Raw genomic sequence first — 22121 nt, forward strand, 5'->3', positions numbered from 1 at the left:
GTGCCTCGTGCGGGGCACTAATGGCGTCGATCTAGACTCGCTCGGTGGGGTGGTTCGTGCGGAAGGTGCGCACCGCGTCGGGTGCGACGGCGGTGCAGATCGCGTCGAAGACCCGTGGTGTGCGGACGATCGTGGAGCACCTCGGCTCCGCGCACGACGATGAGCAGCTCGCGGTGCTGGTCGCGATCGCGCGGGAGCGGATCGCGGAGCTGGCCGGGCATGTCCCGTTCGATCTGGACGGGCTGGGCGCGACGCCGCCGGCCACGACCGCGCCGACGGTGACCGGGTCGAGGTCCAGGTTGTTGTGGGATGTCCTCGAGGACGCCTACGCCCGTCTCGGGTTCGACGCGGTCGGCAACGACACATTCATGAAGCTGGTCCTGGCCCGCGTCGTCGAGCCGACCAGCAAGGCGGACACGCTGCGGGTGTGGGACGAGCTCGGTGTCCCGGGTGCGCCGTCGCTGTCGACCGTGTGGCGGACCCTCGCCCGCAGCGTTGAGCAGGACTGGCGGTCGAAGATCGCCGCCGCAGCCTACGCGCATGCGACCCGATCTGGCCCGCTCACCGTCGTGCTCTACGACGTCACCACCCTCTACTTCGAGGCGGAGCGTGAAGACAAGCTCCGCAAGGTCGGGATGAGCAAAGAGCGCCGCGTCGACCCGCAGATCCTCGTCGGCCTCCTCGTGGACCAGGGCGGGTTCCCCCTCGAAGTCCACGAGTTCGCGGGCAACAGGGGCGAGACCCTCACCCTGCTGCCCGTCCTCGACCAGTTCCGCGAACGTCACTCCGCGACCGAGGTCGTGGTCGTCGCGGACGCCGGCATGCTGTCCGCAGCGAACCTGAACCGGCTGGAGGACGCCGGGTTCGGTTTCATCGTCGGCTCCCGCACCTCCTCCGCGCCATACGATCTCGCCGAGCACTACGCGACCGTCGGGAACATCGTCACCGATGGGGAGACGGTCGAGACCACCCGAACCATGGGTGCGGATGTGAACGCGCGGGAGCGGCAAGTGGTGTGGCAGTACTCCCACAAACGGAAGATCCGCGACAACATCACGTTGAACAAGCAGATCGAACGCGCCGAGCAGATCGCTGCCGGCACCCGCCCGGCGAAGAAGGACCGGTTCGTCACCCTCGGCACGGGGCCCGGCGTGAACTGGGCAAGAGTCGAGAAGGCCCGCGAATACATCGGCCTCAAGGGGTACGTCACCAACCTCAGCACCGCGACGGCTTCCGCTGCAGAGATCGTGGCGGCCTACCATGACCTGTTCCAGGTCGAGGCGACGTTCCGGATGGCAAAGACCGACCTGCGGGCGAGGCCGATGTTCGCGTCGACCGCGGACTCGATCCACGCGCACCTCACCGTCGTGTTCTGCGCTCTCGCGATCAGCCGGCACCTCTACAAGACCACCGGCGTGACGGTCCGCCGTATCGTCCGCGCGCTGCGCCCGCTGCGTGACGTCACGATCACCATCGACGGACACGAACTCACCGCGACCACCCCGCCAACGGAGGAAGCCGCCGACATCATCGCCGCACTCCGGCCGGGCGTGGGGCACTAATCTGACACGATCCAGGTCCGACACGGGCGCGGATCGGGGTGAGCCGCGATGCCTCAGCGGGCGCGGGCGCGGGCGCCGCGCGCGGTGCGCGTTGCGCGGTGCGCGGCGCGCGGTGCGCGGCGCGCGTTCGGGGTACGGCGAGGTCGGCGACCCGCCACGACCCCTCGCAGACCCGGCGGTGGGCACTCGCCGGGTCGCCGGCGCGGCCGGGGCAGGTCACGCTCACGCGAAACGGGCCGCTGGTCTGGTCGGCGTGCACGACCCGCTCGACTTCGACGAGTCGGCGCACCCCGTCGGTGACGGCCTGCTGGTTGTCGTGATCGGGGCAGCGATACGCCGCCGGGATCAATACGGTCTGCTCCATCGGACCCCCGTCCTCGATGGTGCTGCGCCCCCACGGCGCCGCTCCCCATGACCGGCCCCAGACCGATCACCCCAGAGATACCAGGTGCACGCCGCAGGCGGCAAAGGTGACTTTCGTCACGGGCCTCCGGAGAGGCGAAAAGGGCCCCGATCGGGGCCCTTCGTCTGGTAGCAGGAGCGGGGCTTGAACCCGCGACCTCACGATTATGAGTCGTGCGCTCTCACCAACTGAGCTACCCTGCCGCGCTGCACCCGCACGGCGAGATGCGGATGCTGCGAGCCCCGAGTCAGGATTGAACTGACGACCCCTTCCTTACCATGGAAGTGCTCTGCCACTGAGCTATCGGGGCGTGCTGCCCGCGAGCGGGCAACCAGAAAAGAATATCAGAGCCGAAGCGCTGTGCCGAACCGTCAGCCGACGGTGTGCGTGCCCGTCGTGTGCTCGGCGAGCCACGGCATGGGGTCGGTGGTCGTGGTGCCGCCGAGGAGGACCTCGAGGTGCAGGTGCGGACCGGTCGCCTTGCCGGTCTGCCCGACCTTGCCGATGACCTGCCCTGCGGTGACCATCTCGCCCTGCGAGACCTGCAGCGAGCCGTACTGCATGTGGCCGTACCGGGTCGAGACGACCTGGCCGTCGATCACATGGTCGATGAGCACCGTCACGCCGTAGTCGCCGCCCGATTCGGTCGCGATGCGCACGGTGCCGGCGGCGACCGCGTGCACCTCGGCACCCTCGCCCGGCGTGAGGTCGACGCCGCTGTGCGCGGACGAGAACTCCGCCAGGTACGACGACGAGCCGTAGGCCGCCGAGACGGGCACCCCGACCGGGAACGGCCACTGGATCGGCGCGGACGGGTTGTTCACCCATGTGCCCGCGAAGATCGTGACCCCCGAGTCGGCGGCGATCTCCGACATCGAGGCGACGTTGTACCCCTCGGGACGGTCGAGTGCCGTGGCATCCTTCGCGCCTGAGGTGACGAACGCCTGAACAGTGCCGTCCGACTTCTTCGCCGCGCCCTTCGCCGACGCCGAGATGTCGGTCGTCAGCGCGGAGGAGGCGGAGGCGACGGCCGCGGCGGGGGTCGTCGTGCCCACGGCGAGCATGCCGACGATCGTCATGACGCCGATCGAGAACGAGGCGGCGGCGACGCGCTGGAAGACGACGCGTCCGCGGCGCGGCCGGCGGGCGGCGAGATGCACGGTCGAGGCCGACACCGGCGCGGCGGTCTCCGCGGCCTCGTCGGCGGTCGACGCCGCGGTGCGCTGCACCGGCGTCTCGCCCGTGAAGGAGAAGAGCCGGGCGGCGAACTCGAACTCGTCGAGGTGGCACGGCTCGGGGTTCACGAAGGCCGACGTGGATGCCTCGGGGGCCGGCTCCGCCGCGCGCTCGGGCGTCGCCGCCTCACTCTCGGCGACGTGGGCGAACACGGCCTCGGTGGCCTCGCGGAGGCGGCGGCGCGACGCGGCGTCGGGTTCGGTGCCGACGGTCTCGCCGATGATGGCGGCGGCGACGTCGGCGACCACGGCCTCGGCCACGGAGATCTCGGCGCCGAACGGGGCGACCTGCTCGACGCCGATGGCGGCGTCCGCGGACGGCGCGTCGACGGAGGACGGTGCCGCCTGGGCTGCAGCGGCCCGGCGGCGGAGCTCGGCGCGGGTGAGGGGAGCACCCGGCGCCTCCGCCGCGACAGGCGCGGAGGGTCGGCGGCTGGAGCGGTGCGTGGGCGCGGCGTCAGCCTGGGGGGTGTCGAACGTCAAATGCTGGCTCTCGTCCGGCCGCTCCGGGGGCAGCGGCGTCGTGAATCGGGCTTCTGATCACCTGCACCGTTCGGGCGGCGAAGGTAACGATCGGGTAAACACTACCCCTGCGGGTCCGGGAATGCCACGAATGGTCAGTGGTATATCGCTGTGTCGAGGGCGGCGTAGAGGTCCGGCCCCGCGGCGATCGTCATCTGCCTGCCGGGGCGACCGCCGGGCGCACCGCCGACGACGCCGCCCGCCTCCTCGACCAGGAGCGCACCGGCGGCGTGATCCCACGGCGCCAGGCCGCGTTCGAAGTAACCGTCGAGCCGCCCCGCCGCGACGTACGCGAGGTCGAGCGACGCGGCGCCCGCGCGACGCAGGTCGCGGGCGAGCGGCATGACGGTGCGCACGCGCTCGAGGTCTCCGGCGTGGGTGGCCGGGTCGTAGCCGAATCCGGTCGCGAGGAGCGCCCCGGCATCCGTCGGCCGCGACACCGCGAGGCGGTCGGCGCCGAGCCAGGCGCCGCTCCCCCGCGCCGCGCGGAAGAGGTCACCGGTCACGGGCGCGAAGACGACGCCGGCCTGCACCGACCACAGCTCGGGATCGGGGTCGCCGGCGACCGCAGCGATGGAGACGGCGTAGTGCGGGATGCCATAGGCGTAGTTGACCGTGCCGTCGATCGGGTCGACGACCCACGTGATCTCCGTCGAGCCGCGCTCCGCCCCGGATTCCTCCCCGAGGAAGCCGTCGCCGGGACGCGCGGCGGCCAGCCGCGCCCGGATCAGGGTCTCGACCTCGCGATCGGCCTCGGTGACGATGTCGGCGAGCGCCGACTTTGTCGCGGCGATCCGCACTCCCTCGTCGCGGCGGCGACGTGCCAGCTCCCCCGCCTCACGGGCGATCTGCTCGGCCAGGAGCAGCAGGTCGGACGCATCCACCATGGCTCCGTCAATCCCGCGGGGCGACCGGAGGCTGCGTCGGTACGGGCGGGGGCGGCGGGTATCCGCGGTACCAGGGCGCGGCGGCGGGATCGGATGCCGGGGCGCCGGTGGGAGGGGCCGCGGGAGCGGCGGCGGTGGGCGCAGCCGCGGCGGCCGACATGGGCTGCGACGCCTGCGCGGCCGAGGCCGCGGGTGCGTACGTCGGACGGCCCGTGTAGTAGGCGTTCCAGTCGGGAGTGCCGTCGGGCAGTGCCGGGAGCGGGGTCACGCCGTCGGCGAAGGTCGGCCAAGGCAGCGGCGCGGGCGTCAGCGCTGCAGCGGGAACTCGTCCGTACGCGGGAGGGACGCCGTTGTAGGGAGCGGGCGCCGCCGCGCGGGGCGCCTTGGGGGCGAACAGCGCGTTGACCAGAGGGACGATCGCGGTGCCGACCGCCGCGAGGATCGCGAGCGCCACGACGACGCGCCAGTACAGCGGGCGGTAGTGGACGAACTCGTCGGTCATGAGCGGCAGCACGAGCATCACCCCGAGGATCACGACGAGGCCGATCGTCACGGAGGTGACCGCCGTCGTGAACCCGGTCTGGTGCCGCGAGTACGCCTGCAGCAGGAGTCGGGCGTGCAGCAGCACGCCCTGGATGATGAGCGCGATGAGGATGAAGCGGAAGAACCGCTCGGCTCCGACGCCGAAGTGCCCGCTCGTCGGCATCCAGATCAGGAATGCGCCGATCAGCAGGATCAGCACCCACGCGAGCATGCTCGCGAGGGCGAGCCACGCGGGGCGCCGGGCGGCGAGGTTCGTCTCAAGGATCGCGACCCCCGCGAAGGCCGCGAGCAGCAGCACCGTTAGGAACGCCTTGCCGACGATGCCGTTCTCGTCGCCGATGAGCACCCAGACGACGCAGACCAGGGCGGCCGCGATCAGGGCGCCGATCGCGACCCAGATCGACGCGCGCAGGATCTTGTTCGACTCGGGTGAGGTGATCGGTTGGCTCATATCGGTCCCTTCGGCGGGGCGGCCGGAGCATCCGGCGGGCGTCGCTCCCATCCTGACACGAATGGCCGACACCGCACCGGGGCGAGGCCCGAAACGCCGAAATCCCCGGCGAGACTTTTCGGTCTCACCGGGGATTTTCCGGGTGGCGAGTGAGGGATTCGAACCCCCGAAGTCTAAGACGGCTGATTTACAGTCAGCTCCCTTTGGCCGCTTGGGTAACTCGCCGGGTGCGCACCCGACCGGCTTGTACAGTCGAGCGGAGGCGCGATCACCTATCTTACTCATCCGCGCGCGATGCGAAAAACCGAGCCCTCAGACCGGGTCCACGACGCGCTCGACGAACGCCTCGACGCGCTCCCGCGTGCTGTCGATGCGGCGATCGACGCTCGCGCGCACCTCACTCGGAGCGAGCGGTGCGGCCAGGCGCACGTTGTCGTGGCATCCGAGGTCTGCGCACATGTACGTGCCGACGCTGTCGCCGCGCTCCCCAGCCTCGCCCGCGCGGCGGGCGGTGAACAGCGCGACCTGGTTGCCCGGCTGCATGGTGTGGCAGAGGTTGCACATCGCAGCGCGCGGACGAGCGCCGGATGCTGCGCGCAGCACGACTCCCGTCGGCACGCCGTCGTGCTCGACCACGACGTAGCCGCGCCCGCGGAACTCGGGGTCGGTCCAGGCGAGGAAGTCGAGGTGATCCCAGTCGGCGAGCACGAGCGACAACGGTGCGGCGAAGCGTGCGCGCTCGTCGGGCGTCGCGTTCACGAGCGCCGCGCGCACCTGGTCATCGGTCAGCGCCAGCATCCGTCCAGTCTATGAGCGAGCGGCGGCACGGGCGCGGGGCCGCGAACCGATCCCTACGATCGAGGGATGACCCCCTTCGCACTCGAGACCGCGCGCCTCACCCTCGACCAGCTGACGGACGCCGGTGTCGACGACGTCGCCCGCTACTGCGCCGAACCCGTCTTCGAGCGGTTCATGGTGACGCCGTGGCCGTACACCCGCAACGACGCGGTCGGCTTCATCGAGGGCTACGCGCCGAAGGGATGGACGACCGACCGGGAATGGACGTGGGCGATCCGCGAACGGGGCGAGTCGGCGCTGCTCGGAGTGGTGAGCGTGCGCCTCGAGGGCGGGATGGTCGGCTACTGGCTCGGCTCGCCGTATCGCGGGCGAGGCATCCTGCCCGAAGCGCTCGAGGCCGTCATCGACACCACGTTCGCCCGCACGGACGTCGACCGCATGCGCTGGGAGTGCACCGTCGGCAACGTCGCCTCGATGCGCGTCGCGCAGAAGTGCGGATTCCGCTTCACCGGCGAACAGACCGGACGCATCCCGAACCGCGACGGGTCGCCGATCCAGTGCTGGACCGGCGAGATGCTCCGCACCGACGACCGCACGCCGAAGGAGGGCTGGCCGGCGGTGTGACCGGGGTGGCGGTGCCGGGGCGGGGGCGCTTGGGCCGCGGCGCGCTGTGCGAGGGTGATCGGGTGGACTTCCGACCGTTGACGCAGGACGCGATCGACGCGGCGCCCGAGTGGATGCGCGAGATCCCGCTGCGACCCGATCGGTGGCGCGACGCGCACACGCGCTCCGTCGTCGGGATCGAGGGCGAGGATGCCGTGGCTGCGGGCATCCTCTGGACCTCGCGCGTGCACGGTGATCGGTACTGGTTCGAGATCGCCGTCGCGCCCTATCGCCGGCGGCGCGGACTCGGGCGCGAGATGTCCGCGCGGTTGAGCGCGCTACGCGGCGACGACCTCGCGTTCATGACGAGAGGCTACGTCGACGACGACCGGATGGCGTTCGCGCGCGCACTCGCCGCTCGGACCATCCAGGTCGTGCCGCCCGCCGACATCGCCGTCGCGTCCCGGACCGCGCTGCGACACCACCCCGCGGTGCGGAGCGCCGCCGATGTCGAGTGGCTGCAGATCGCCGAGGCGAATGCCGCCGTCTACGCCTGGACGCACGCGGCGTGGAGTCCCGTGGGCCCGCAGTTCGCAGAGGCGCTGAACGAAGACCTCGCCGACGAGCTCGACCGCGACGCGACGTCGGTGGCGGTCGTCGCGGGGCGGGTCGTCGCGGGGCGGGTCGTCGCAAACTGCATGGTCTATCTTGACGAGTCACCCCCGGTCGTCACTGCCGAGACGACCGCTGCAGATACCCCCGACGGCGAGCGCCTCGTGGAAGGCTGCGTCCGGCGCTCTCTCGACGTGCTCGCCGCGCGCGGCGAGACCGATGTCGTCTTCGACGGGCACGTGTCGGACCCGCACTTCCTGCCGGTGTGGACCCGCCTCGGCCCGACCGGCCGCTGGTTCCACCTCGTCGAGGTGCCGGCGGTGCCGGCGCCGGCGCGGCCGCGTTCATAACGTCGGAGATTTTGCGTATGGGCCCGCAGCCGGTGCGGCGCGGGCCGCGTTCATAACGTCGGAGACTGTGTGCGCGGGGCCCGGATTCGGGCCTTCTGAGGCCGCTGAAGGCCGATTCTCCGACGTTGCGAACCGGCGGCTGCGCGCATCGGCGCTCAGGGCGCGGGCGCGGCATCCGACGAGACACTGGTCGCCGCGCCGAGCAGCACGGGTCCGGCCGTCACCACGTGCGGCGTGCGGTTGAACCACGCGCCCCGCCGGCCGGCCGCAGCGAGCGATGCCAGCCACGCGCGGTTCGCCGGCGGCGCCTGCAAGGACTCGACGGGAATCTGCCAGAACTCCATCGGCGGCGGCGGCGGGGCGGGGCGATCTTCATCCATGCGGACCAGATCGCGTGCGGATGGACCGGCGAGAGGAAGACCACCTCGGTCCACCCGCGATCGATGACCGGGATCTGCGTCTGCGCCAGCCGGCGACGCTCAGGGGTGTCGTCATACTTCGAGATCGCACGCCGATAGGCCGCCTCGTCGATGCCCCGAAGCGCCGACACCGGCAGGAGCGCGTCGGTCCCGGGCAGCAGATCCACGACCGCGTGATAGACGAACTCACTCATGCCGGGGTGTCCTTCGGCTCGGGAAATCAGGCTGCTCCCCGACCAGTGTGGCGCGGGCCGTGTTCATAACGTCGGAGATTTCGTGCCCGGGGGTCCGTATGGGGCATTCCCGGGCCGCGGGTCCGAGAATCTCCGACGTTGTGAACGGCGAACGACGGCGAGCAGCCGGCGAGAACGCAGCGAGCACGCGCCACCCGCACAGCGGGCGAGGTGACCGCGCGGGCGCGAGGTGGGTAGATTGGCGGCATGGCTGACTCTTCGTTCGACATCGTCTCCAAGATCGACCGCCAGGAGGCGGACAACGCCCTCAACCAGGCGCGCAAAGAAGTCGAGCAGCGCTACGACTTCAAGGGCACGGATGCCTCGATCGAATGGTCGGGCGACGCGATCCTGATCAAGGCCAACAGCGAAGAGCGCGCGAAGGCGATCCTCGACGTCTTCCAGTCGAAGCTCATCAAGCGCGGGATCTCGCTGAAGTCGCTCGACTCGGGCGACCCGCAGGCCTCCGGCAAGGAGTACCGCATCACCTCGACGCTCAAGGAAGGGATTTCCTCCGAAGACGCGAAGAAGATCTCAAAGATGATCCGCGACGAGGCTCCGAAGTCGGTCAAGTCGCAGATCCAGGGCGACGAGCTGCGCGTGCAGTCGAAGTCCCGCGACGACCTCCAGGAGGTCCAGCGCCTGCTGAAGGCCGCCGATCTCGACGTCGACCTGCAATTCGTCAACTACCGGTAAGGCGTGCACGACCCCGACCTGCTGCCGGATCTCTCCGACCTCTTCGAGCCGGGCGTTCAGGCAGCGCCCGATCCTGCGGCGCGCGCCGCGCGGCGTCGTCGCGTGCGGCGAGCGCTCCTCACCCTCGCCATCGTGGTGACGGTGATCGCGGCATCCATCGTCGGCTACGTCGCCTGGGCGCTGAACGCCCCGCTCCCCTCCCCCGTCGCGAACACGCGCAGCCTCACGGCGCCGGTCGTCGCGCCGGCGGCGTTCGCCCTGCCCGCCGAGGGAGCCACCACGGTCACCGTGACCGGCGCCCCCGACTATCTCGGCGCCGACGGCCTGCACCTCAGCACCGGTGACGACTCGCCGCGCCCGATCGCGAGCATCAGCAAGGTGGTCACCGCGCTGGTCGTGCTCGACGCGCACCCGATCGGAGACGGCGAGGCCGGCCCGACCGTCACGTTCGACAAGGCCGCCCACGACCTGTACGACGTCTATTACGTGCAGGATGCGGCGGTCGCCGAGATGCCCACCGGCAGCTCCATGACACTGCGCGACGCGCTCGCGACGATGCTCATCCCGTCGGCGAGCAACTACGCCGACGCGGTGTCGACCTGGGCCTACGGATCACGGAGCGCCTTCCTCGCCGCGACCGACGAGTTCCTCGCCCGCGAGGGCCTGACCGGCACGACCCTCGTCGAGCCGACCGGCATCAGCCCCCGGAACGTCAGCACGCCCAGCGACCTCCTGCGCATCGCGCAGCTCGCCGCCGCGAACTCGACGATCCGCGCCATCGCGGCGACCCCCGACATCACCCTGCCCGGGCCGGGGCACCTCACGAACACCAACACGCTGCTCGGCGAGGGGGGCGTCACCGGTCTGAAGACCGGCAACCTCGGCGAGGGCACCTTCAGCCTGCTGTTCACCGCGACGGTCGACACCGGCGTCGGTGAGCCCCTCGACGTCACCGGCATCACCCTCGGCGGCGCCTCGCGATCGTCGCAGGATGCCGCGGTGCTGGGCCTCCTCGACAGCATCCGCGCCGGGTTCCGGGACGTGCCCCTCGTCTCCGCCGAGACGCTCGTCGGTTCGTACACGACCGCCTGGGGCGCCACCGCTCAATTGGTTGTCGCGGACGCCGCCTCACTGCGAACCTGGTCGGACACCCCGATCACGATCGCCACCGACATCACGAACCCGACGGAGTACCGCGACGGCGAGCAGGTCGGATCGGTCACCTGGACCGCCGGCCCCGCGTACACCACGGCCGCGCTCCGCGTGCGCGGCACGATCGAGCCGCCGACCGACTGGTGGCGCCTCACGCATCCGGCCGAGCTGCTGGGCTGACGCGGGCACCGCGCGGGGTGGGCGCCGCGCCGCGCGGGGCGTCGCGCGCGAGCCACGCTGCGGCGGGTCAAGCCCGACGCAGCGCGTCCCACGACACCTCGAGCGCGGCCGGGCTGCCCGGCGGCACCCGCGCCGGCAGCACCTGACCCACGCGCGGCCAGAACCGTCGGTCGATGACGACGTGCAGCGTCACCGGCGTCGGCGGAACGCCCGGCGCCTCGGCGGTGGCCTCGATGCGGCACTCCTGGTAGCGCGGGCGGGGCGAGGCGTCCGTCACCTCATCGATGCGGATCCGACCGGGCACCGCGTCGGCGAGCGGGTCGCCGGTGAGGCGCTGCAGCCACGTGACTGCCTGGTCGAACTCGCTCGGCGTCGCGTCCGCCCCGGCATCCGCGTCGCTCACACCCGCGCCTCGATCGGCGCCAGGGCGCCCTCGATCAGCCACGCGCGGAGCGCCGCGAGGGCGTGCGCGCGCGGCTCGGCACCCGACAGGACGACGTCGTGGATCGCGTCGGGGACGCGGATGACCGTGACCCGATTGCCGAGCCGCGTCGCGGTGCGGGCGATGTCGTCGACGACGAGCACACTGTCGGTCGTCGTCATCGCGTCGGACCACTGGATCGGCGAGGTCGATCCCTTCGACAGCAGCACGAGCACCGGGCAGTCGATGTCGAGCCCGGCGGCGACGGTCGAGTGCCCCTTCATGACGGCGGCGAGCCAGCCCGGATGCGTCGGGAAGCCGCGTTCGGGGCGCCATCCCTCGGGACTGTCCGGGAGCGTGCCGAGCTCGCGCTGCGCGCGCGTGTAGAACCCCAGGTCGACGACGGGATTCGTGCCGAGCGGATCGAAACGCGCCCGCGCGGCGACCAGCGGCGCGATCGCCTGCCGCCCGATGGCCCCGGTCTGCAGCTCGAGCCAGGGACTGTTCAGCACGACCGCCGCCGCTTCGCCGGGGTGACGTGCGGCCCACAGGCTCAGGGTCAGTCCGCCCGTCGAATGCCCCATCAGCACGAGGCGCCGCGGCGACCGGCGCGCGCGCCCGCGCGAGCGCGCGCGCATCGCGTCGAGGGCGGCGGCGATGTCGGCATCGTACTCGTCGAGACTCGCGACATAGCCCGGCGTCTGACCTTGCCGCATGCTCCGGCCGTACTTGCGCAGGTCGAGGGCGTAGAAGCGCGCGCCGAGCCGGTTCCAGAAGCGGGCGAGATCGGTCTGGAAGAAGTAGTCCGACCAGCCGTGTACGTACAGGACGTCGACGTCGACGAGGGGCGCGAGCGCCGCTGCGCGCGGCCGCGACCGCACGAGCGTCGCGACGACGTCACCCTCGGCATCCGTCCCGAGCAGCAGCGTCAGCTGTTCGAACGGCGCACCCAGGATGTCGGGCACCCATTTCTGCACGTCGGTCATGCCGCCAGCCTAACGAGGCCTCCGCGGCGGTCCGCCGCCGGCCCGCTTTCGGGAGGGCTTCTGCATTCCGGAGGGCGAATGCGGCTCGGGAGTCCTCCCGAATGCCGATGTCCTCCCGAACGCCGCGCCCGGAATCCGCTCACCGGGCCCGGTGAAGGCCCTGCGCAACCGCACGCATGATCGTGTCCTGCACCGATGCCCAGTCATCCACGACGTGCCGGTAACTCACGCGGATGACGTGGTAGCCCATGAGGGTGAGCGTGGCATCGTGCGCGATGTCCTCGTCGCGCTGCGCGCCGGTGTGGTGCGCCCCGTCGATCTGGAGGACGAGCCGGTCCCCGATGAGCAGGTCCACCCGATGCCCCGCGATCCACACCTGGCGGCGCAGCGGCAGGCGCATCCATCGCAACCGCGGCAGCACGAGTGTCTCAAGGCCCGAGTCCGACCAGACGTCCGCGGCATCCAGCAGCCGCCGCGCGCACGACGGCAACGCGAGCCGGCGCATCGTCAGCGCGGAGACCAGCCCCTGTCGCAGCGCCGACTCCCATACGGCGAGCCCGGCTTCGAAGGGCTGGCAGTGCGCGACCGTGAGGAGCACGTTCTCGACGGGATCGACGAGATGATCCGGATGCCGAGGCACGAGCGGGCGGTGACGATGCACGACCGCCTCCTGCGTCGGCGCCCGCCCGGCGTGCGGTGACGCGCCCACGTGCGGGCGGGGCCCGCTCGCGAGCACCCAGAGCCCGAGCCGGGCGGCCTGAGTCACGCACGTGAGCACGACGCCCCGCCGCGCCGCCCCGACCAGAAGGTCGTCGGCGCCCGGGAGGGCGACCCACCCGCGCGTGACACGGACGAGCGTCCCGCACTCGCGGGCGGTGGCGATCGTGTGTCGGGATGCCCCTGCATCCATCAGCGCCGACACGCGCACGACCCCGCCGCGCGCTGCCGTCCATGCTGAAACGTCCACGACACGATGCTCGACCCGGGGGCGCCCCGGCGGATGCCGATCCGGCGCATCTGTGGACAGATCCCCCGGATCGGCGCCTGGGGAGAACGCGATGCGGGTGTGGTTCGGGAGGGTTTCTGCACTCGGGAGGGCGAATGCGGCTCAGGAGTCCTCCCGAATGCCGATGTCCTCCCGAACGCCGCCGCGCGGCTTACTCGGCCCGCGAGACCCGCACCATCTCGTCGCGGTCGACGACCTTGATGCGCGCGCGACCCACGGGCTCACCGAGGGCGATCTCGTGCGCGTCGAGACGGTGCCAGCCGTCGAGGTCGGTCCAGACCACGCCGCGCGACTCGAGGAGCGCCGGGATCGCCTCGGGTGACGGATCGGCCGGCTGCCACCACGACCCCTGGTCGTTGATGAGGTGACTGACCGTCTCCATCGCATCCGACTTCGTGTGTCCGATGAGACCGACCGGACCGCGCTTGATCCAGCCCGTCGCGTAGACGCCGGGGACGCGCTCGTTCGAGTCCTTGCGCAGGACCTGACCCTCGTGGTTCGGGATCACGCCGTGCTTCTTGTCGAAGGGCACGCCGGGCAGGGGCGACCCGAAGTAGCCGACGGCCCGGTACAGCTGCTGCAGCGGGATCTCGCGCAGCTCGCCCGTGCCCTCGACGCCGCCCTGCCCGTCGGGGCGGGTGCGCTCGTACACGAGCGCCGCCGCGCGGCCGTCGTCATCGGTGCGCACCTCGACCGGCTTCGCCCAGAAGTGCAGGTGCAGTCGGCGCGACGCCGTCCCGCCCTGATTGTTGACCGATTCGCGCTTGCGCCACGACTGCAGCACCCGGTCGATGACCATCACCTGCTTGTTCGACGCGATCGCGGCCTGGGATGCCTCGTCGTAGTCGAAGTCCTCGTCGTACACGACCATGTCGACGTCGCGGAGCTCACCGAGTTCGCGCAGCTCGAGCGGCGTGAACTTCACCTGCGCGGGGCCGCGGCGCCCGAACACGTGCACGTCGGTGATGGGGGATGCCTCGAGCCCGGCCTGCACGTTGGCGGGGATCTCGGTGGGAAGCAGGTCCTCCGCGTGCTTGGCGAGCACGCGCGCCACATCGAGGGCGACGTTGCCGACGCCGACGACGCCGACCGACGCGGCATCCAGCGGCCACTCGCGCGGGAAGTCGGGGTGCCCGTCGTACCAGCTGACGAAGTCGGCGGCCCCGTAAGAGCCGACCGCGTCGATCCCGGGGATCTCGAGCGCGGCGTCGCGGATCGCGCCGGTCGCGAAGATGACGGCGTTGTAGTGCTGCTTGAGGTCCTCGAGGGTGAGGTCCTCGCCGAAGCGCACGTTGCCGAAGATGCGGATGTCCCCGCGGTCGAGCACGTCGCGCAGCGCCGTGATGATGCCCTTGATGCGCGGGTGGTCGGGAGCTACCCCGTAGCGGACGAGGCCGTACGGCGCGGGCAGGTGGTCGAACAGGTCGATCGAGACGTCGAACTTGCGCTCGGCCTTCAGCAGGATGTCCGCCGCGTAGATGCCGGCGGGGCCCGCGCCGACGATGGCCAGCCTCAGCTTGGTCATGGTGTTCCTTTGCAGTGCGGGACCGCGAGTCGATCCCTGATGGTGTCGTGAGCGTGTCGAGACGGTCGAGGATGCCTCAACTGGAGCGGTCGACGATGACGTGCGAGAGCTTCACCAGCGCGTCGCGCACGACGCCGGCCGGCAGCGGGTCGATGGCTTCGACCGCGGCATCCGCCCACTCGTACGCCTGCTGCCGGGTGGCCTCGGTCGCGGGGTGCTCGCGCAGCGCCGTGATCGCGTCGTCGAGGATCGCCGGGTCGGCGCCGTCGGCGATGCGGAGGACGCCATCGTCGATCGTCGCCTTGAGCGCCTGGGAGGCGGGGTCGCCGGAACGGCCGAGCAGCAGGTACGGCATGGTCGGCACGCCCGCGCGCAGGTCGGTGCCGGGCACCTTGCCGGTCTCGTCCGCGTCGGGAGACAGATCGATCACGTCGTCGAGCAGCTGGAAGGCCACGCCGACCTTCTCGCCGTACTGGCGCACGGGGTCGCGGTACTCCGACGGGGCATCCGAGAAGAGCGCGCCGGCGTGCGCGGATGCCGCGATGAGCGATCCGGTCTTGTCGGCGAGCACCTGCAGGTAGAAGTCCACCGGGTCCTCCCCGGCCTGCGGCCCGACGGTCTCGTGCATCTGGCCGAGCACGAGCTGCTCGAAGGTGTCGGCCTGCAGGCGGATCGCCCGCTCGCCGATCTGCGCCATCAGCTGGCTGGCCCGGGAGAAGAGGAGGTCGCCGGTGAGGATCGCGACGTTGTTGCCCCACACCGCGTGCGCGCTCGGCACCCCGCGGCGGACGTCGGCGCCGTCCATGACGTCGTCGTGGTAGAGCGATCCGAGGTGGGTCATCTCGAGCGCCGTGGCGCAGGCGATCACGTCGTCGGTGGCGCCCTCGCCGAGCTCGGCGGTGAGGAGCGTCAGCATCGGGCGCACGCGCTTGCCGCCCGCCTCATAGAGGTAGCGGGTGGTCGCGTCGGCGAGGGTGTCGGTGACCTTCAGCTCGCGCGCGAGGGTCTGCTCGACGCGGTCGAGGCCGTCTTCGACGACCCGCAGCAGCTTGCGCATGCGGGGGCCGGCCAGCACGCGCTCGGTCAGGCCCAGCTGGGCCGAGAGGCGCTCGCCGGAGGCGGGAAGGCTCGCAGTCACGGTTCCAGCCTACCGGGGCCCGCCCGGGCGCGGTCCGCCGCCGACCCGCACCCGCACGCGAACGGCTCGCCTCACGCGAACGGCTTGACGCCGCGGTGCAGCGCCACGATGCCGAACGTGAGGTCGCGGTGCGCGACCTCGGTCCACCCGGCCTCGCGCATCCACCCCGACAGGGTCTTCTGGTCGGGCCAGTCGCGGATCGACTCGTTCAGGTAGTCGTACGCGTCGGCGTTCGAGCTCACCGCCTTCGCGACGAGCGGCAGCACCCGGTCGTTGTAGAAGCCGTAGAGGCCCGCGAACGCGGCGTTCTGCGGGTGCGAGAACTCGCAGATCACGATGCGCCCGCCGGGCGCGGTCACGCGCAGCATCTCCGCGAGCGCGGCGTGCGGGTCGGCGACGTTGCGGAGCCCGAACGAGATCGTGACCGCGTCGAACTCGCCGTCACCGAAGGGCAGTGCCATGGCATCCGCTTCGACGAACGTGACATTCGGGACGTGCCCGTGCCGGCGGCGCCCCTCGGCGATCATGCCGGGCGAGAAGTCGCCCGCGACGACCTCCGCGCCGCTCCGGGCGAGGGCCACCGAGCTCGCCCCGGTGCCGGCGGCGAGGTCGAGGATGCGCTGCCCCGGGCGGGGCGCCACGGCGCGGGTCGTCGCGACGCGCCAGAGCTTGTCCTGCCCGAGGCTCAGCACCGTGTTGGTGCGGTCGTAGCCGCTCGCGACCTCGTCGAACATGCCGCTCACGCGGGACGGGTCCTTGCCCAGGTCGGCGCGGTGCGCGGCGGGCGCGGCGTCGTGCGCGGCGGGCGCGGCGTCGGGGTGGGGCGTGTCGGCGGGATGCTCGGGGCGAGGCTCGGTCACCGTTCGATCCTAGGCGGGCGCCAGGCGGTCGAGCGCGGCCAGCCAGTGCGCCGCGGTCGCCCCGTCGTAGGGGGTGCTCTCCTCGGTGACCTCGCGCTCGAGATCGAGGGCGACCTGCTCGAGCCGCGTGGCGATGTCGAGCGGATAGCCGTACTGCACACGGTGCTCGGCCCACTCGTCGCGGTCGTCTATCCAGATGCCGCGGCCGTCGCGGGCGCGGATGACGTCGAGGTCCATGTCGATGCCGGTCGGGCTGCCGTCCTGCCATCGCACGTCCCAGGCGATGTCGATGTAGATCGCGACGCGCGGGTGCGTGGCGTTGAACGTCGCGGCGAACTCGCCGGTCGGCGGGATGAGGGTGACGTTGTCGCCGTCGGAGCCGAAGTCGTAGCCGGGGCGGACGCTCCGCCACCCCGACCGCTGCCCCACCCAGTCGCCCCACCGGTCGCTGCCGAGGAACACGCAGTCGTGCTCCCAGTGCGGTGACCCGTCCCACTTGGTCCACCGGAAGACGAGCCGGGTGCCCGGCGCGGGCAGGTCGGGCGGGGATGCGGGGGCCGCGGTGCTCATGTGCGCGAGCCTACGCGTTCGCACCTCAGTCCGGACGAGAGCCGGCGGGCGGCGCGGCCGGCGGGCGGCCGGGGCGCGGCGGGGCCGGATTAGGCTGGACGGGTGATCTCCGCCGCAACCCGCACCGCTCGGCTGCGCGTCGTGACCCGCGAGATCGCGCCCCTCGGCGGCGATCTGCTCGCCTACGCCGATCCCGCCGACCCGCTCGTCTGGGGCCGCCGCGGATCGTGGCTCGTCGGCGTCGGCGACGCCCTGACCCTCACCGCCCCCGGCACCGACACCGCTTCCCTCGCCGCGCGCTGGCGCGAGGTCGCCGCCGCCGCGCACGTCGACGACCACGTCGAGACGCCCGGGTCGGGGCTCGTCGCGTTCGGCGCGCTGCCCTTCGACGCGCACTCGGCCGCGCCCGCGGTGCTGACCGTGCCGCGGCTCACGATCGGGCACGCCGGCGATCGCACGTGGGCGACGTGGGTGCTGCCGGATGCCGGTGCGCCCGACCCCGACGAGCCGCGGGTCGTCCCGTTCGGCCCGCACTGGTCGGCCGCCGTCGGCCCGGGCGCGCTCACGCCCGAGGGATATCAGGACGCCGTGCGCGCGGGCCTCGCCGCGATCGCCGCCGGCGAGGTGAGCAAGGTCGTCCTCGCACGCGACCTCGCCGGCACCGTGCCGGCCGGCTCCGACCTCCGCCGCCTCGTCCGCTCCCTCGCCTCGGGCTACCCCGACACGTGGGTCTACGCGGTGCACGGCCTCATCGGCGCGAGCCCCGAGACCCTCGTGACGGTATCGGGGGGTACGGTCACCGCCCGCGTGCTCGCCGGCACGCTCGCCCGCGGCGCCGACCCCGACTCCGACCGCGAGGCGGCGCTCGCCCTGGCATCCAGCGCAAAAGACCTCTCCGAGCACGGCTTCGCCGTCCGGAGCCTCGTCGACGCCCTCGCTCCCCTCACGAAGGCCCTCGCGACGAGCGAGCAGCCGTTCACCCTCGCGCTGCCGAACGTGTGGCACCTCGCGACCGACGTCGAGGCGACGACCTCGACCGAGACCTCGGTGCTCGACCTCATCGAAGTGCTGCACCCGACGGCCGCGGTCGCCGGAACGCCGACGGATGCCGCGCTCGCGGCCATCGCGCGCATCGAGCCCTCCGATCGCGGGCGCTACGCCGGACCGGTCGGCTGGGTCGACGCGCACGGCGACGGGGAGTGGGCGATCGCACTCCGCGGCGCGCAGTTCGACCTCGCCGGGGCGGACGAGCGCGGCATCCCGTTCACCGCGCACGCGGGCGCCGGGATCGTCGCCGGCAGCGACCCGGAGGCCGAGCTGCTCGAGACCCGGGTGAAGTTCCGCCCCATCGTCGACGCGCTCGCCTGAGCGGCCCGGGCGCCGAGAGCGGCGTGGCCGCCTGAGCAGCGCTCTCGCCTGAACGGCGGAAGGCCGCAGCGTACACTCGCGCCATGGTGTTCGAAGACGTCGCCGCCGCCGACTACGACCGCTTCATGGGACGGTTCTCGGTCCCCCTCGCCGACGTGTTCGCGACGTGGGCCGGCGTTCCGGACGAGGGGCGGATGCTCGACGTCGGCAGCGGCCCGGGCGCGCTGACCGCCGTCCTCGCCGAGCGACGCGGCGCATCGGCGGTGACGGCGATCGATCCGAAGCCGGGGTTCGTGGCGGAGCTCGCCCTGCGCGTGCCCGGCGTCGACGCGCGGGTGGGCCCGGCGGAGCATCTCCCGTTCGCCGACGACACCTTCGCCGGTGTGTACGCGGAGCTCGTCGTGCACTTCATGACCGACGCGCACGCCGGGATCGGTGAGATGGTGCGGGTCGCGCGCCCGGGCGCCGTCGTCGCGGCGTGCGTGTGGGATTTCGAGAACGCCCGCGCTCCACACTCCGCGTTTCTCACACTCGCATCGGCCGAGACCGGCCGCGGCCGCGGGGCGGCGCGGCCCGGCACCGACCGGGGCGACCTCGCCCTCCGGCTGCGCGACGCGGGATGCCGCGACGTCGCCGAGGCCGAACTGTCGGTCACGGCGGTCTTCGACGACGTCGACGAGTGGTGGGGGGTGCACACGCTCGGCGTCGGCTCGACGGCGCACACCCTCGACGGCCTGGACGACGCGGCGATCGGGCGGATCCGCGCGGCCGCGCGCGACCGCTTCGGTGGCGGACCGGTGGAGATCACCGGCACCGCGTGGGCCGCACGAGGTCTCGCGGCCTGAGCCGCACGAGGTCTCGCGGCCTGAGCCGCGGCGCGAGCGCCCGGCCCCCGAGCCGCGGCAGGCTCACGACGCGGCGAGCCGCGCCTTCTCGACGGCGACGTCGAAGTCGGCGGCCGGCCACTGCGGGTCGATGTCTTCGAGGGCGTCGAGCAGCAGCGCCTGCACTGCGAGCCGCGCGTACCACTTGCGGTCGGCGGGCACGACGAACCAGGGTGCGTCGGGCGTCGAGGTGCGGTCGAAGACCGTCTGGTAGGCATCCATGTACTGCGGCCACAGCGCCCGCTCGTCCACGTCGGCGGGGTTGTACTTCCAATACTTGTCCGGGCGGTCGAGGCGCTCGGCCAGGCGCGCCTTCTGCTCGTCCGACGAGATGTGCAGCATCACCTTGACGATGCGGATTCCCCGGTCGACCAGCCCCTTCTCGAAGGCGTTGATCGCGCCGTAGCGCCGCTCGATCTCGGCGTCATCGGCGAGGTGGCGGACCCGCCCGATCAGCACGTCCTCGTAGTGCGACCGGTCGAAGACGCCGATGAACCCGGGCTGCGGCACGTGCTTCTCGACGCGCCAGAGGAAGTCGTGCGCGAGCTCTTCGGGGGTCGGCTTCTTGAATGCCGCGAGCGACACCCCCTGCGGGTCGACCGCGCCGATCACGTGGCGCACGATGCCGCCCTTGCCGGCGGTGTCCATCCCCTGCAGCACGAGGAGCACCGCGGGCGAGCCGTCGTCGACGCGCGATTGGGCGTAGAGGCGCTCCTGCAGCTCGTCCAGCTCGTCGGCGCCGGCGGAGAGGTCTTCGGCCCCCCGCTTCTTGCCCTTCGTGTAGCCGGGCTTGGCGTCGGGGTCGACGTCGGCGAGGCGAAAGCCCTGACCGACGCGCAGCAGGTCGGCGGGGTCGCCCGTCCAGTGCTTCTGGCTCTTCGCAGTCATTCAGCCATGATGGCCGACGACGCGCTCATCGGGCCAGTGCCACCTCGATGAGCTGGCGTCCCGTGACCGGGGCGACGAGCGCCTGGTCAAGCTCGGTGCGGGTCGTGGCGCGCACGTACTCCCAGCCGTACGCCGCGGCGAGCAGGTCGACGCGCACGTCCTGTGGCGTGTAAAGCACGCGGTCCATCGCCGCCGCAGAGGCGGTCTGCGCGACCTCGAGCCCGTCGAAGATCGTGCCGCCGCCGTCGTTACCGACGATCACCTGGATGCGGGGCTCCTGCTCCCCCGCCGGCAGCAGCAGGGCGCCCACGTCGTGCAGCAGCGCGAGGTCGCCGATCACGACCCGCGTGAGGCCGGGTCCGCCGGCCGCCTGACTCGTCAGGGCGATGCCGAGCCCCGTCGCGATCGTGCCGTCGATGCCGGCGAGGCCGCGGTTGGCGTGGACAGGCACCTTCTTGCCCGCGAGCAGCTGGTCGGCCACCCGCACGAGCCGCGACGACGCGAACAGCAGCCGGTCGTGCGGCCACGTCGCCCGCCACACCGCGTCGACGAGGGCGGCGCGGTCGATCGGCGCACGCAGCACGTCGAGCTCGGCAGCGAGCGCGCCGAGCCGCTCGCTCGGCACGGTGGATGCCAGGGCGTCGGCGTCGGGGGCAGCGGGGGTGAGGTCGACGGCGGCCGCGCGCGACGCGCGCATCCATGCCCCGAACCACTCCCGGTCCTGATCGCCGATCGCGGCGATCACCGCGTCGACGGCCGTCGTCGCGTCGTTGAGGTTGAGCGGCTCGCCGGGGCCGCGCACGGCGATCACCTCGACGTCGGGGCGGGACAGGAGCGCCGTCCCTTCACGACTGAGCGTCGGATGCCCGAACACGATCACCCGCTCGACGCGCCCGCCGAGCTCGGGGTCGGCGAGGAGCGTCCGGTAGCCGTGCACGAGGTTGCGACCGAACCGCGCCCCCGAGACGATCTCGGCCACGAGCGGCCAGCCGCCGGCGTGCGCGAGGGCCTCGGCGCCCGCGCCGGCGTCGGCTCCGGCGACGACGATGGTGCGCGGACCCCGCTCGAGCACGTGCGGGTCGACGTCGGGATCGCTCGGCCGGTCGGACTCGCCGATACCGCCGCCGCCCTGGTAGAGCGCCCCGGAGGGGCCCTGCTCGGGAGCCGGCGCGGCGGGCGCGTCATCAGGGCCCGGCGCGGTGGCGGCGAGCTCGACGGTGGGCATCCCGAGCCAGCCGGGCAGCTCCCCCGCGAGGGGCTCGCGGTACGGCAGGTTCAGGTGCACGGGCCCGGCCTGGCGGGTGCCCGCGCCGAGGGCCGCGGCCATCGCCTCGTCGGCGACGCGGCGGAGCATCGCCGACTGCTCGCCGGTGCCCTCCTCGTCGACCTCGTCGGGCACGGGCAGATCGGTCTCGAACCGCACGCTCGGGGCGAACATCCCGGGCTGTCGGGTGGTCTGGTTCGCGCCGACACCGCGCAGCTCGGGCGGCCGATCGGCGGTCAGCAGCAGCAGGGGCACGCCCGCGTGGTGCGCCTCGAGCGCCGCGGGGAGGAGGTTCGCCACGGCGGTCCCCGACGTGCACAGCACGACCGCGGGCATCCCGTTCTCCCGTCCGATGCCGAGCGCGGTGAAGCCCGCGACGCGCTCGTCGATGCGGACGTGCACGGATGCCGCGCCGCGCGCCTCGAGCTCTGCGGCGACGAGGGCGAGGGCCTGCGAGCGCGAGCCCGGGCTCACCACGATGTGGCGCACGCCGAGCTCGACGAGTCGGCCGAGGAGGGCGGCGGCGGCGTCGGTCGCCGGCGCCGCGGAGGGTCGGGAGGCCATG

At 72.4% G+C, this 22121-nt stretch carries 22 protein-coding genes and 3 tRNA genes; 7 read left to right on the top strand and 18 right to left on the bottom strand.

Features of this window, described 5'->3' with window-relative positions; translation table 11 throughout:
* Positions 1-44: 44 nt before the first annotated feature.
* The gene (locus FHX68_RS07810) at positions 45-1562 is read left to right on the top strand and encodes an IS1634 family transposase (RefSeq protein WP_141920153.1); all 1518 of its coding nucleotides are present in this window, start codon (positions 45-47) and stop codon (positions 1560-1562) included.
* On the opposite strand, the gene FHX68_RS15545 is transcribed toward FHX68_RS07810, so the two are convergent.
* From FHX68_RS15545 to FHX68_RS07845, 8 genes are all read right to left on the bottom strand, one after another.
* Positions 1528-1926, bottom strand: a complete 399-nt coding sequence (locus tag FHX68_RS15545) for a hypothetical protein (RefSeq protein WP_211345071.1) — start codon at positions 1924-1926, stop codon at positions 1528-1530. The genes FHX68_RS07810 and FHX68_RS15545 overlap by 35 nt on opposite strands.
* 165 nt (positions 1927-2091) lie before the next feature.
* Positions 2092-2168: transfer RNA gene (locus FHX68_RS07815), tRNA-Met, on the bottom strand.
* A gap of 35 nt (positions 2169-2203) precedes the next feature.
* Positions 2204-2275 (bottom strand) — tRNA-Thr (locus tag FHX68_RS07820).
* A gap of 61 nt (positions 2276-2336) precedes the next feature.
* Positions 2337-3683: a M23 family metallopeptidase gene (locus tag FHX68_RS07825; protein ID WP_141379958.1), complete on the bottom strand. Its 1347-nt coding sequence runs from the start codon at positions 3681-3683 to the stop codon at positions 2337-2339.
* A gap of 134 nt (positions 3684-3817) precedes the next feature.
* On the bottom strand, positions 3818-4609 hold the full coding sequence (locus FHX68_RS07830; RefSeq protein WP_174799096.1) for an inositol monophosphatase family protein: 792 nt from the start codon (positions 4607-4609) through the stop codon (positions 3818-3820).
* 7 nt (positions 4610-4616) lie between these two features.
* Positions 4617-5603, bottom strand: a complete 987-nt coding sequence (locus FHX68_RS07835) for a hypothetical protein (RefSeq protein WP_141379957.1) — start codon at positions 5601-5603, stop codon at positions 4617-4619.
* A 143-nt stretch (positions 5604-5746) separates the two neighbouring features.
* A tRNA-Tyr gene (locus FHX68_RS07840) sits at positions 5747-5828 on the bottom strand.
* Positions 5829-5915: 87 nt separating this feature from the next.
* Positions 5916-6401 (bottom strand): FBP domain-containing protein, encoded by a 486-nt coding sequence (locus tag FHX68_RS07845; protein ID WP_141379956.1) that lies wholly within the window; start codon positions 6399-6401, stop codon positions 5916-5918.
* 66 nt (positions 6402-6467) lie between these two features.
* Between FHX68_RS07845 and FHX68_RS07850 the strand changes: the two genes are divergently transcribed.
* Both FHX68_RS07850 and FHX68_RS07855 read left to right on the top strand, forming a co-directional pair.
* Positions 6468-7025, top strand: a complete 558-nt coding sequence (locus FHX68_RS07850; RefSeq protein ID WP_141379955.1) for a GNAT family N-acetyltransferase — start codon at positions 6468-6470, stop codon at positions 7023-7025.
* A gap of 62 nt (positions 7026-7087) precedes the next feature.
* The gene (locus tag FHX68_RS07855) at positions 7088-7966 is read left to right on the top strand and encodes a GNAT family N-acetyltransferase (protein WP_141379954.1); all 879 of its coding nucleotides are present in this window, start codon (positions 7088-7090) and stop codon (positions 7964-7966) included.
* A 155-nt stretch (positions 7967-8121) separates the two neighbouring features.
* Here the strand turns inward: FHX68_RS07855 and FHX68_RS07860 are convergent, their stop codons facing one another.
* Entirely contained in the window at positions 8122-8346 is a 225-nt protein-coding gene (locus FHX68_RS07860) for a hypothetical protein (RefSeq protein WP_141379953.1), read from the bottom strand.
* Between the two features lie 479 nt (positions 8347-8825).
* Here FHX68_RS07860 and FHX68_RS07865 point away from each other — a divergent pair, with 479 nt between their 5' ends.
* Both FHX68_RS07865 and FHX68_RS07870 read left to right on the top strand, forming a co-directional pair.
* Positions 8826-9314 (top strand): YajQ family cyclic di-GMP-binding protein, encoded by a 489-nt coding sequence (locus FHX68_RS07865; RefSeq protein WP_141379952.1) that lies wholly within the window; start codon positions 8826-8828, stop codon positions 9312-9314.
* A gap of 3 nt (positions 9315-9317) precedes the next feature.
* A complete protein-coding gene (locus FHX68_RS07870) occupies positions 9318-10646 on the top strand; it encodes a D-alanyl-D-alanine carboxypeptidase family protein (RefSeq protein ID WP_141379951.1) in 1329 nt (442 codons plus the stop codon).
* 67 nt (positions 10647-10713) lie between these two features.
* Here the strand turns inward: FHX68_RS07870 and FHX68_RS07875 are convergent, their stop codons facing one another.
* The 7 genes from FHX68_RS07875 to FHX68_RS07905 form a co-directional block, all read right to left on the bottom strand.
* Entirely contained in the window at positions 10714-11049 is a 336-nt protein-coding gene (locus FHX68_RS07875; RefSeq protein WP_141379950.1) for a hypothetical protein, read from the bottom strand.
* Complete coding sequence (locus tag FHX68_RS07880) at positions 11046-12053, bottom strand: alpha/beta hydrolase (RefSeq protein WP_141379949.1); 1008 nt, start codon at positions 12051-12053, stop codon at positions 11046-11048. Before FHX68_RS07880 ends, FHX68_RS07875 begins: the two co-directional genes overlap by 4 nt.
* 139 nt (positions 12054-12192) lie before the next feature.
* Complete coding sequence (locus FHX68_RS07885; RefSeq protein ID WP_229661399.1) at positions 12193-13020, bottom strand: endonuclease domain-containing protein; 828 nt, start codon at positions 13018-13020, stop codon at positions 12193-12195.
* A 190-nt stretch (positions 13021-13210) separates the two neighbouring features.
* Positions 13211-14584, bottom strand: a complete 1374-nt coding sequence (locus tag FHX68_RS07890) for an FAD-dependent oxidoreductase (protein WP_141379948.1) — start codon at positions 14582-14584, stop codon at positions 13211-13213.
* A 76-nt stretch (positions 14585-14660) separates the two neighbouring features.
* A complete protein-coding gene (locus FHX68_RS07895; protein WP_141379947.1) occupies positions 14661-15722 on the bottom strand; it encodes a polyprenyl synthetase family protein in 1062 nt (353 codons plus the stop codon).
* 71 nt (positions 15723-15793) lie between these two features.
* Positions 15794-16456 (bottom strand): class I SAM-dependent methyltransferase, encoded by a 663-nt coding sequence (locus tag FHX68_RS07900; protein WP_141379965.1) that lies wholly within the window; start codon positions 16454-16456, stop codon positions 15794-15796.
* Between the two features lie 135 nt (positions 16457-16591).
* Positions 16592-17152: a DUF402 domain-containing protein gene (locus FHX68_RS07905; protein ID WP_141379946.1), complete on the bottom strand. Its 561-nt coding sequence runs from the start codon at positions 17150-17152 to the stop codon at positions 16592-16594.
* A 102-nt stretch (positions 17153-17254) separates the two neighbouring features.
* Between FHX68_RS07905 and FHX68_RS07910 the strand changes: the two genes are divergently transcribed.
* On the top strand, positions 17255-18520 hold the full coding sequence (locus tag FHX68_RS07910; protein ID WP_141379945.1) for an isochorismate synthase: 1266 nt from the start codon (positions 17255-17257) through the stop codon (positions 18518-18520).
* Positions 18521-18603: 83 nt separating this feature from the next.
* Positions 18604-19365 (top strand): class I SAM-dependent methyltransferase, encoded by a 762-nt coding sequence (locus FHX68_RS07915; protein ID WP_141379944.1) that lies wholly within the window; start codon positions 18604-18606, stop codon positions 19363-19365.
* Positions 19366-19428: 63 nt separating this feature from the next.
* On the opposite strand, the gene FHX68_RS07920 is transcribed toward FHX68_RS07915, so the two are convergent.
* Positions 19429-20292, bottom strand: coding sequence for a polyphosphate kinase 2 family protein (locus FHX68_RS07920; protein ID WP_141379943.1), 864 nt, complete (start codon positions 20290-20292; stop codon positions 19429-19431).
* Positions 20293-20317: 25 nt separating this feature from the next.
* Positions 20318-22120 carry a 2-succinyl-5-enolpyruvyl-6-hydroxy-3-cyclohexene-1-carboxylic-acid synthase gene (gene menD / locus FHX68_RS07925; protein ID WP_141379942.1) on the bottom strand — a complete coding sequence of 601 codons (1803 nt, stop codon included), beginning with the start codon at positions 22118-22120 and terminating at the stop codon, positions 20318-20320.
* Between the last annotated feature and the right edge of the window lies 1 nt (position 22121).

Origin of the sequence: Microbacterium lacticum (assembly GCF_006716815.1) — a bacterium.
GTDB lineage: Bacteria > Actinomycetota > Actinomycetes > Actinomycetales > Microbacteriaceae > Microbacterium > Microbacterium lacticum.

Bases quoted from the DNA above. Each gene is read 5' to 3' on its own strand.
- FHX68_RS15545 (WP_211345071.1), bottom strand. From the start codon at position 1,926: ATGGAGCAGACCGTATTGATCCCGGCGGCGTATCGCTGCCCCGATCAC.
- FHX68_RS07830 (WP_174799096.1), bottom strand. From the start codon at position 4,609: ATGGTGGATGCGTCCGACCTGCTGCTCCTGGCCGAGCAGATCGCCCGT.
- FHX68_RS07835 (WP_141379957.1), bottom strand. From the start codon at position 5,603: ATGAGCCAACCGATCACCTCACCCGAGTCGAACAAGATCCTGCGCGCG.
- FHX68_RS07845 (WP_141379956.1), bottom strand. From the start codon at position 6,401: ATGCTGGCGCTGACCGATGACCAGGTGCGCGCGGCGCTCGTGAACGCG.
- FHX68_RS07850 (WP_141379955.1), top strand. From the start codon at position 6,468: ATGACCCCCTTCGCACTCGAGACCGCGCGCCTCACCCTCGACCAGCTG.
- FHX68_RS07860 (WP_141379953.1), bottom strand. From the start codon at position 8,346: ATGGATGAAGATCGCCCCGCCCCGCCGCCGCCGCCGATGGAGTTCTGG.
- FHX68_RS07865 (WP_141379952.1), top strand. From the start codon at position 8,826: ATGGCTGACTCTTCGTTCGACATCGTCTCCAAGATCGACCGCCAGGAG.
- FHX68_RS07880 (WP_141379949.1), bottom strand. From the start codon at position 12,053: ATGACCGACGTGCAGAAATGGGTGCCCGACATCCTGGGTGCGCCGTTC.
- FHX68_RS07890 (WP_141379948.1), bottom strand. From the start codon at position 14,584: ATGACCAAGCTGAGGCTGGCCATCGTCGGCGCGGGCCCCGCCGGCATC.
- FHX68_RS07900 (WP_141379965.1), bottom strand. From the start codon at position 16,456: ATGTTCGACGAGGTCGCGAGCGGCTACGACCGCACCAACACGGTGCTG.
- FHX68_RS07905 (WP_141379946.1), bottom strand. From the start codon at position 17,152: ATGAGCACCGCGGCCCCCGCATCCCCGCCCGACCTGCCCGCGCCGGGC.
- FHX68_RS07915 (WP_141379944.1), top strand. From the start codon at position 18,604: ATGGTGTTCGAAGACGTCGCCGCCGCCGACTACGACCGCTTCATGGGA.
- FHX68_RS07920 (WP_141379943.1), bottom strand. From the start codon at position 20,292: ATGACTGCGAAGAGCCAGAAGCACTGGACGGGCGACCCCGCCGACCTG.
- menD (WP_141379942.1), bottom strand. From the start codon at position 22,120: ATGGCCTCCCGACCCTCCGCGGCGCCGGCGACCGACGCCGCCGCCGCC.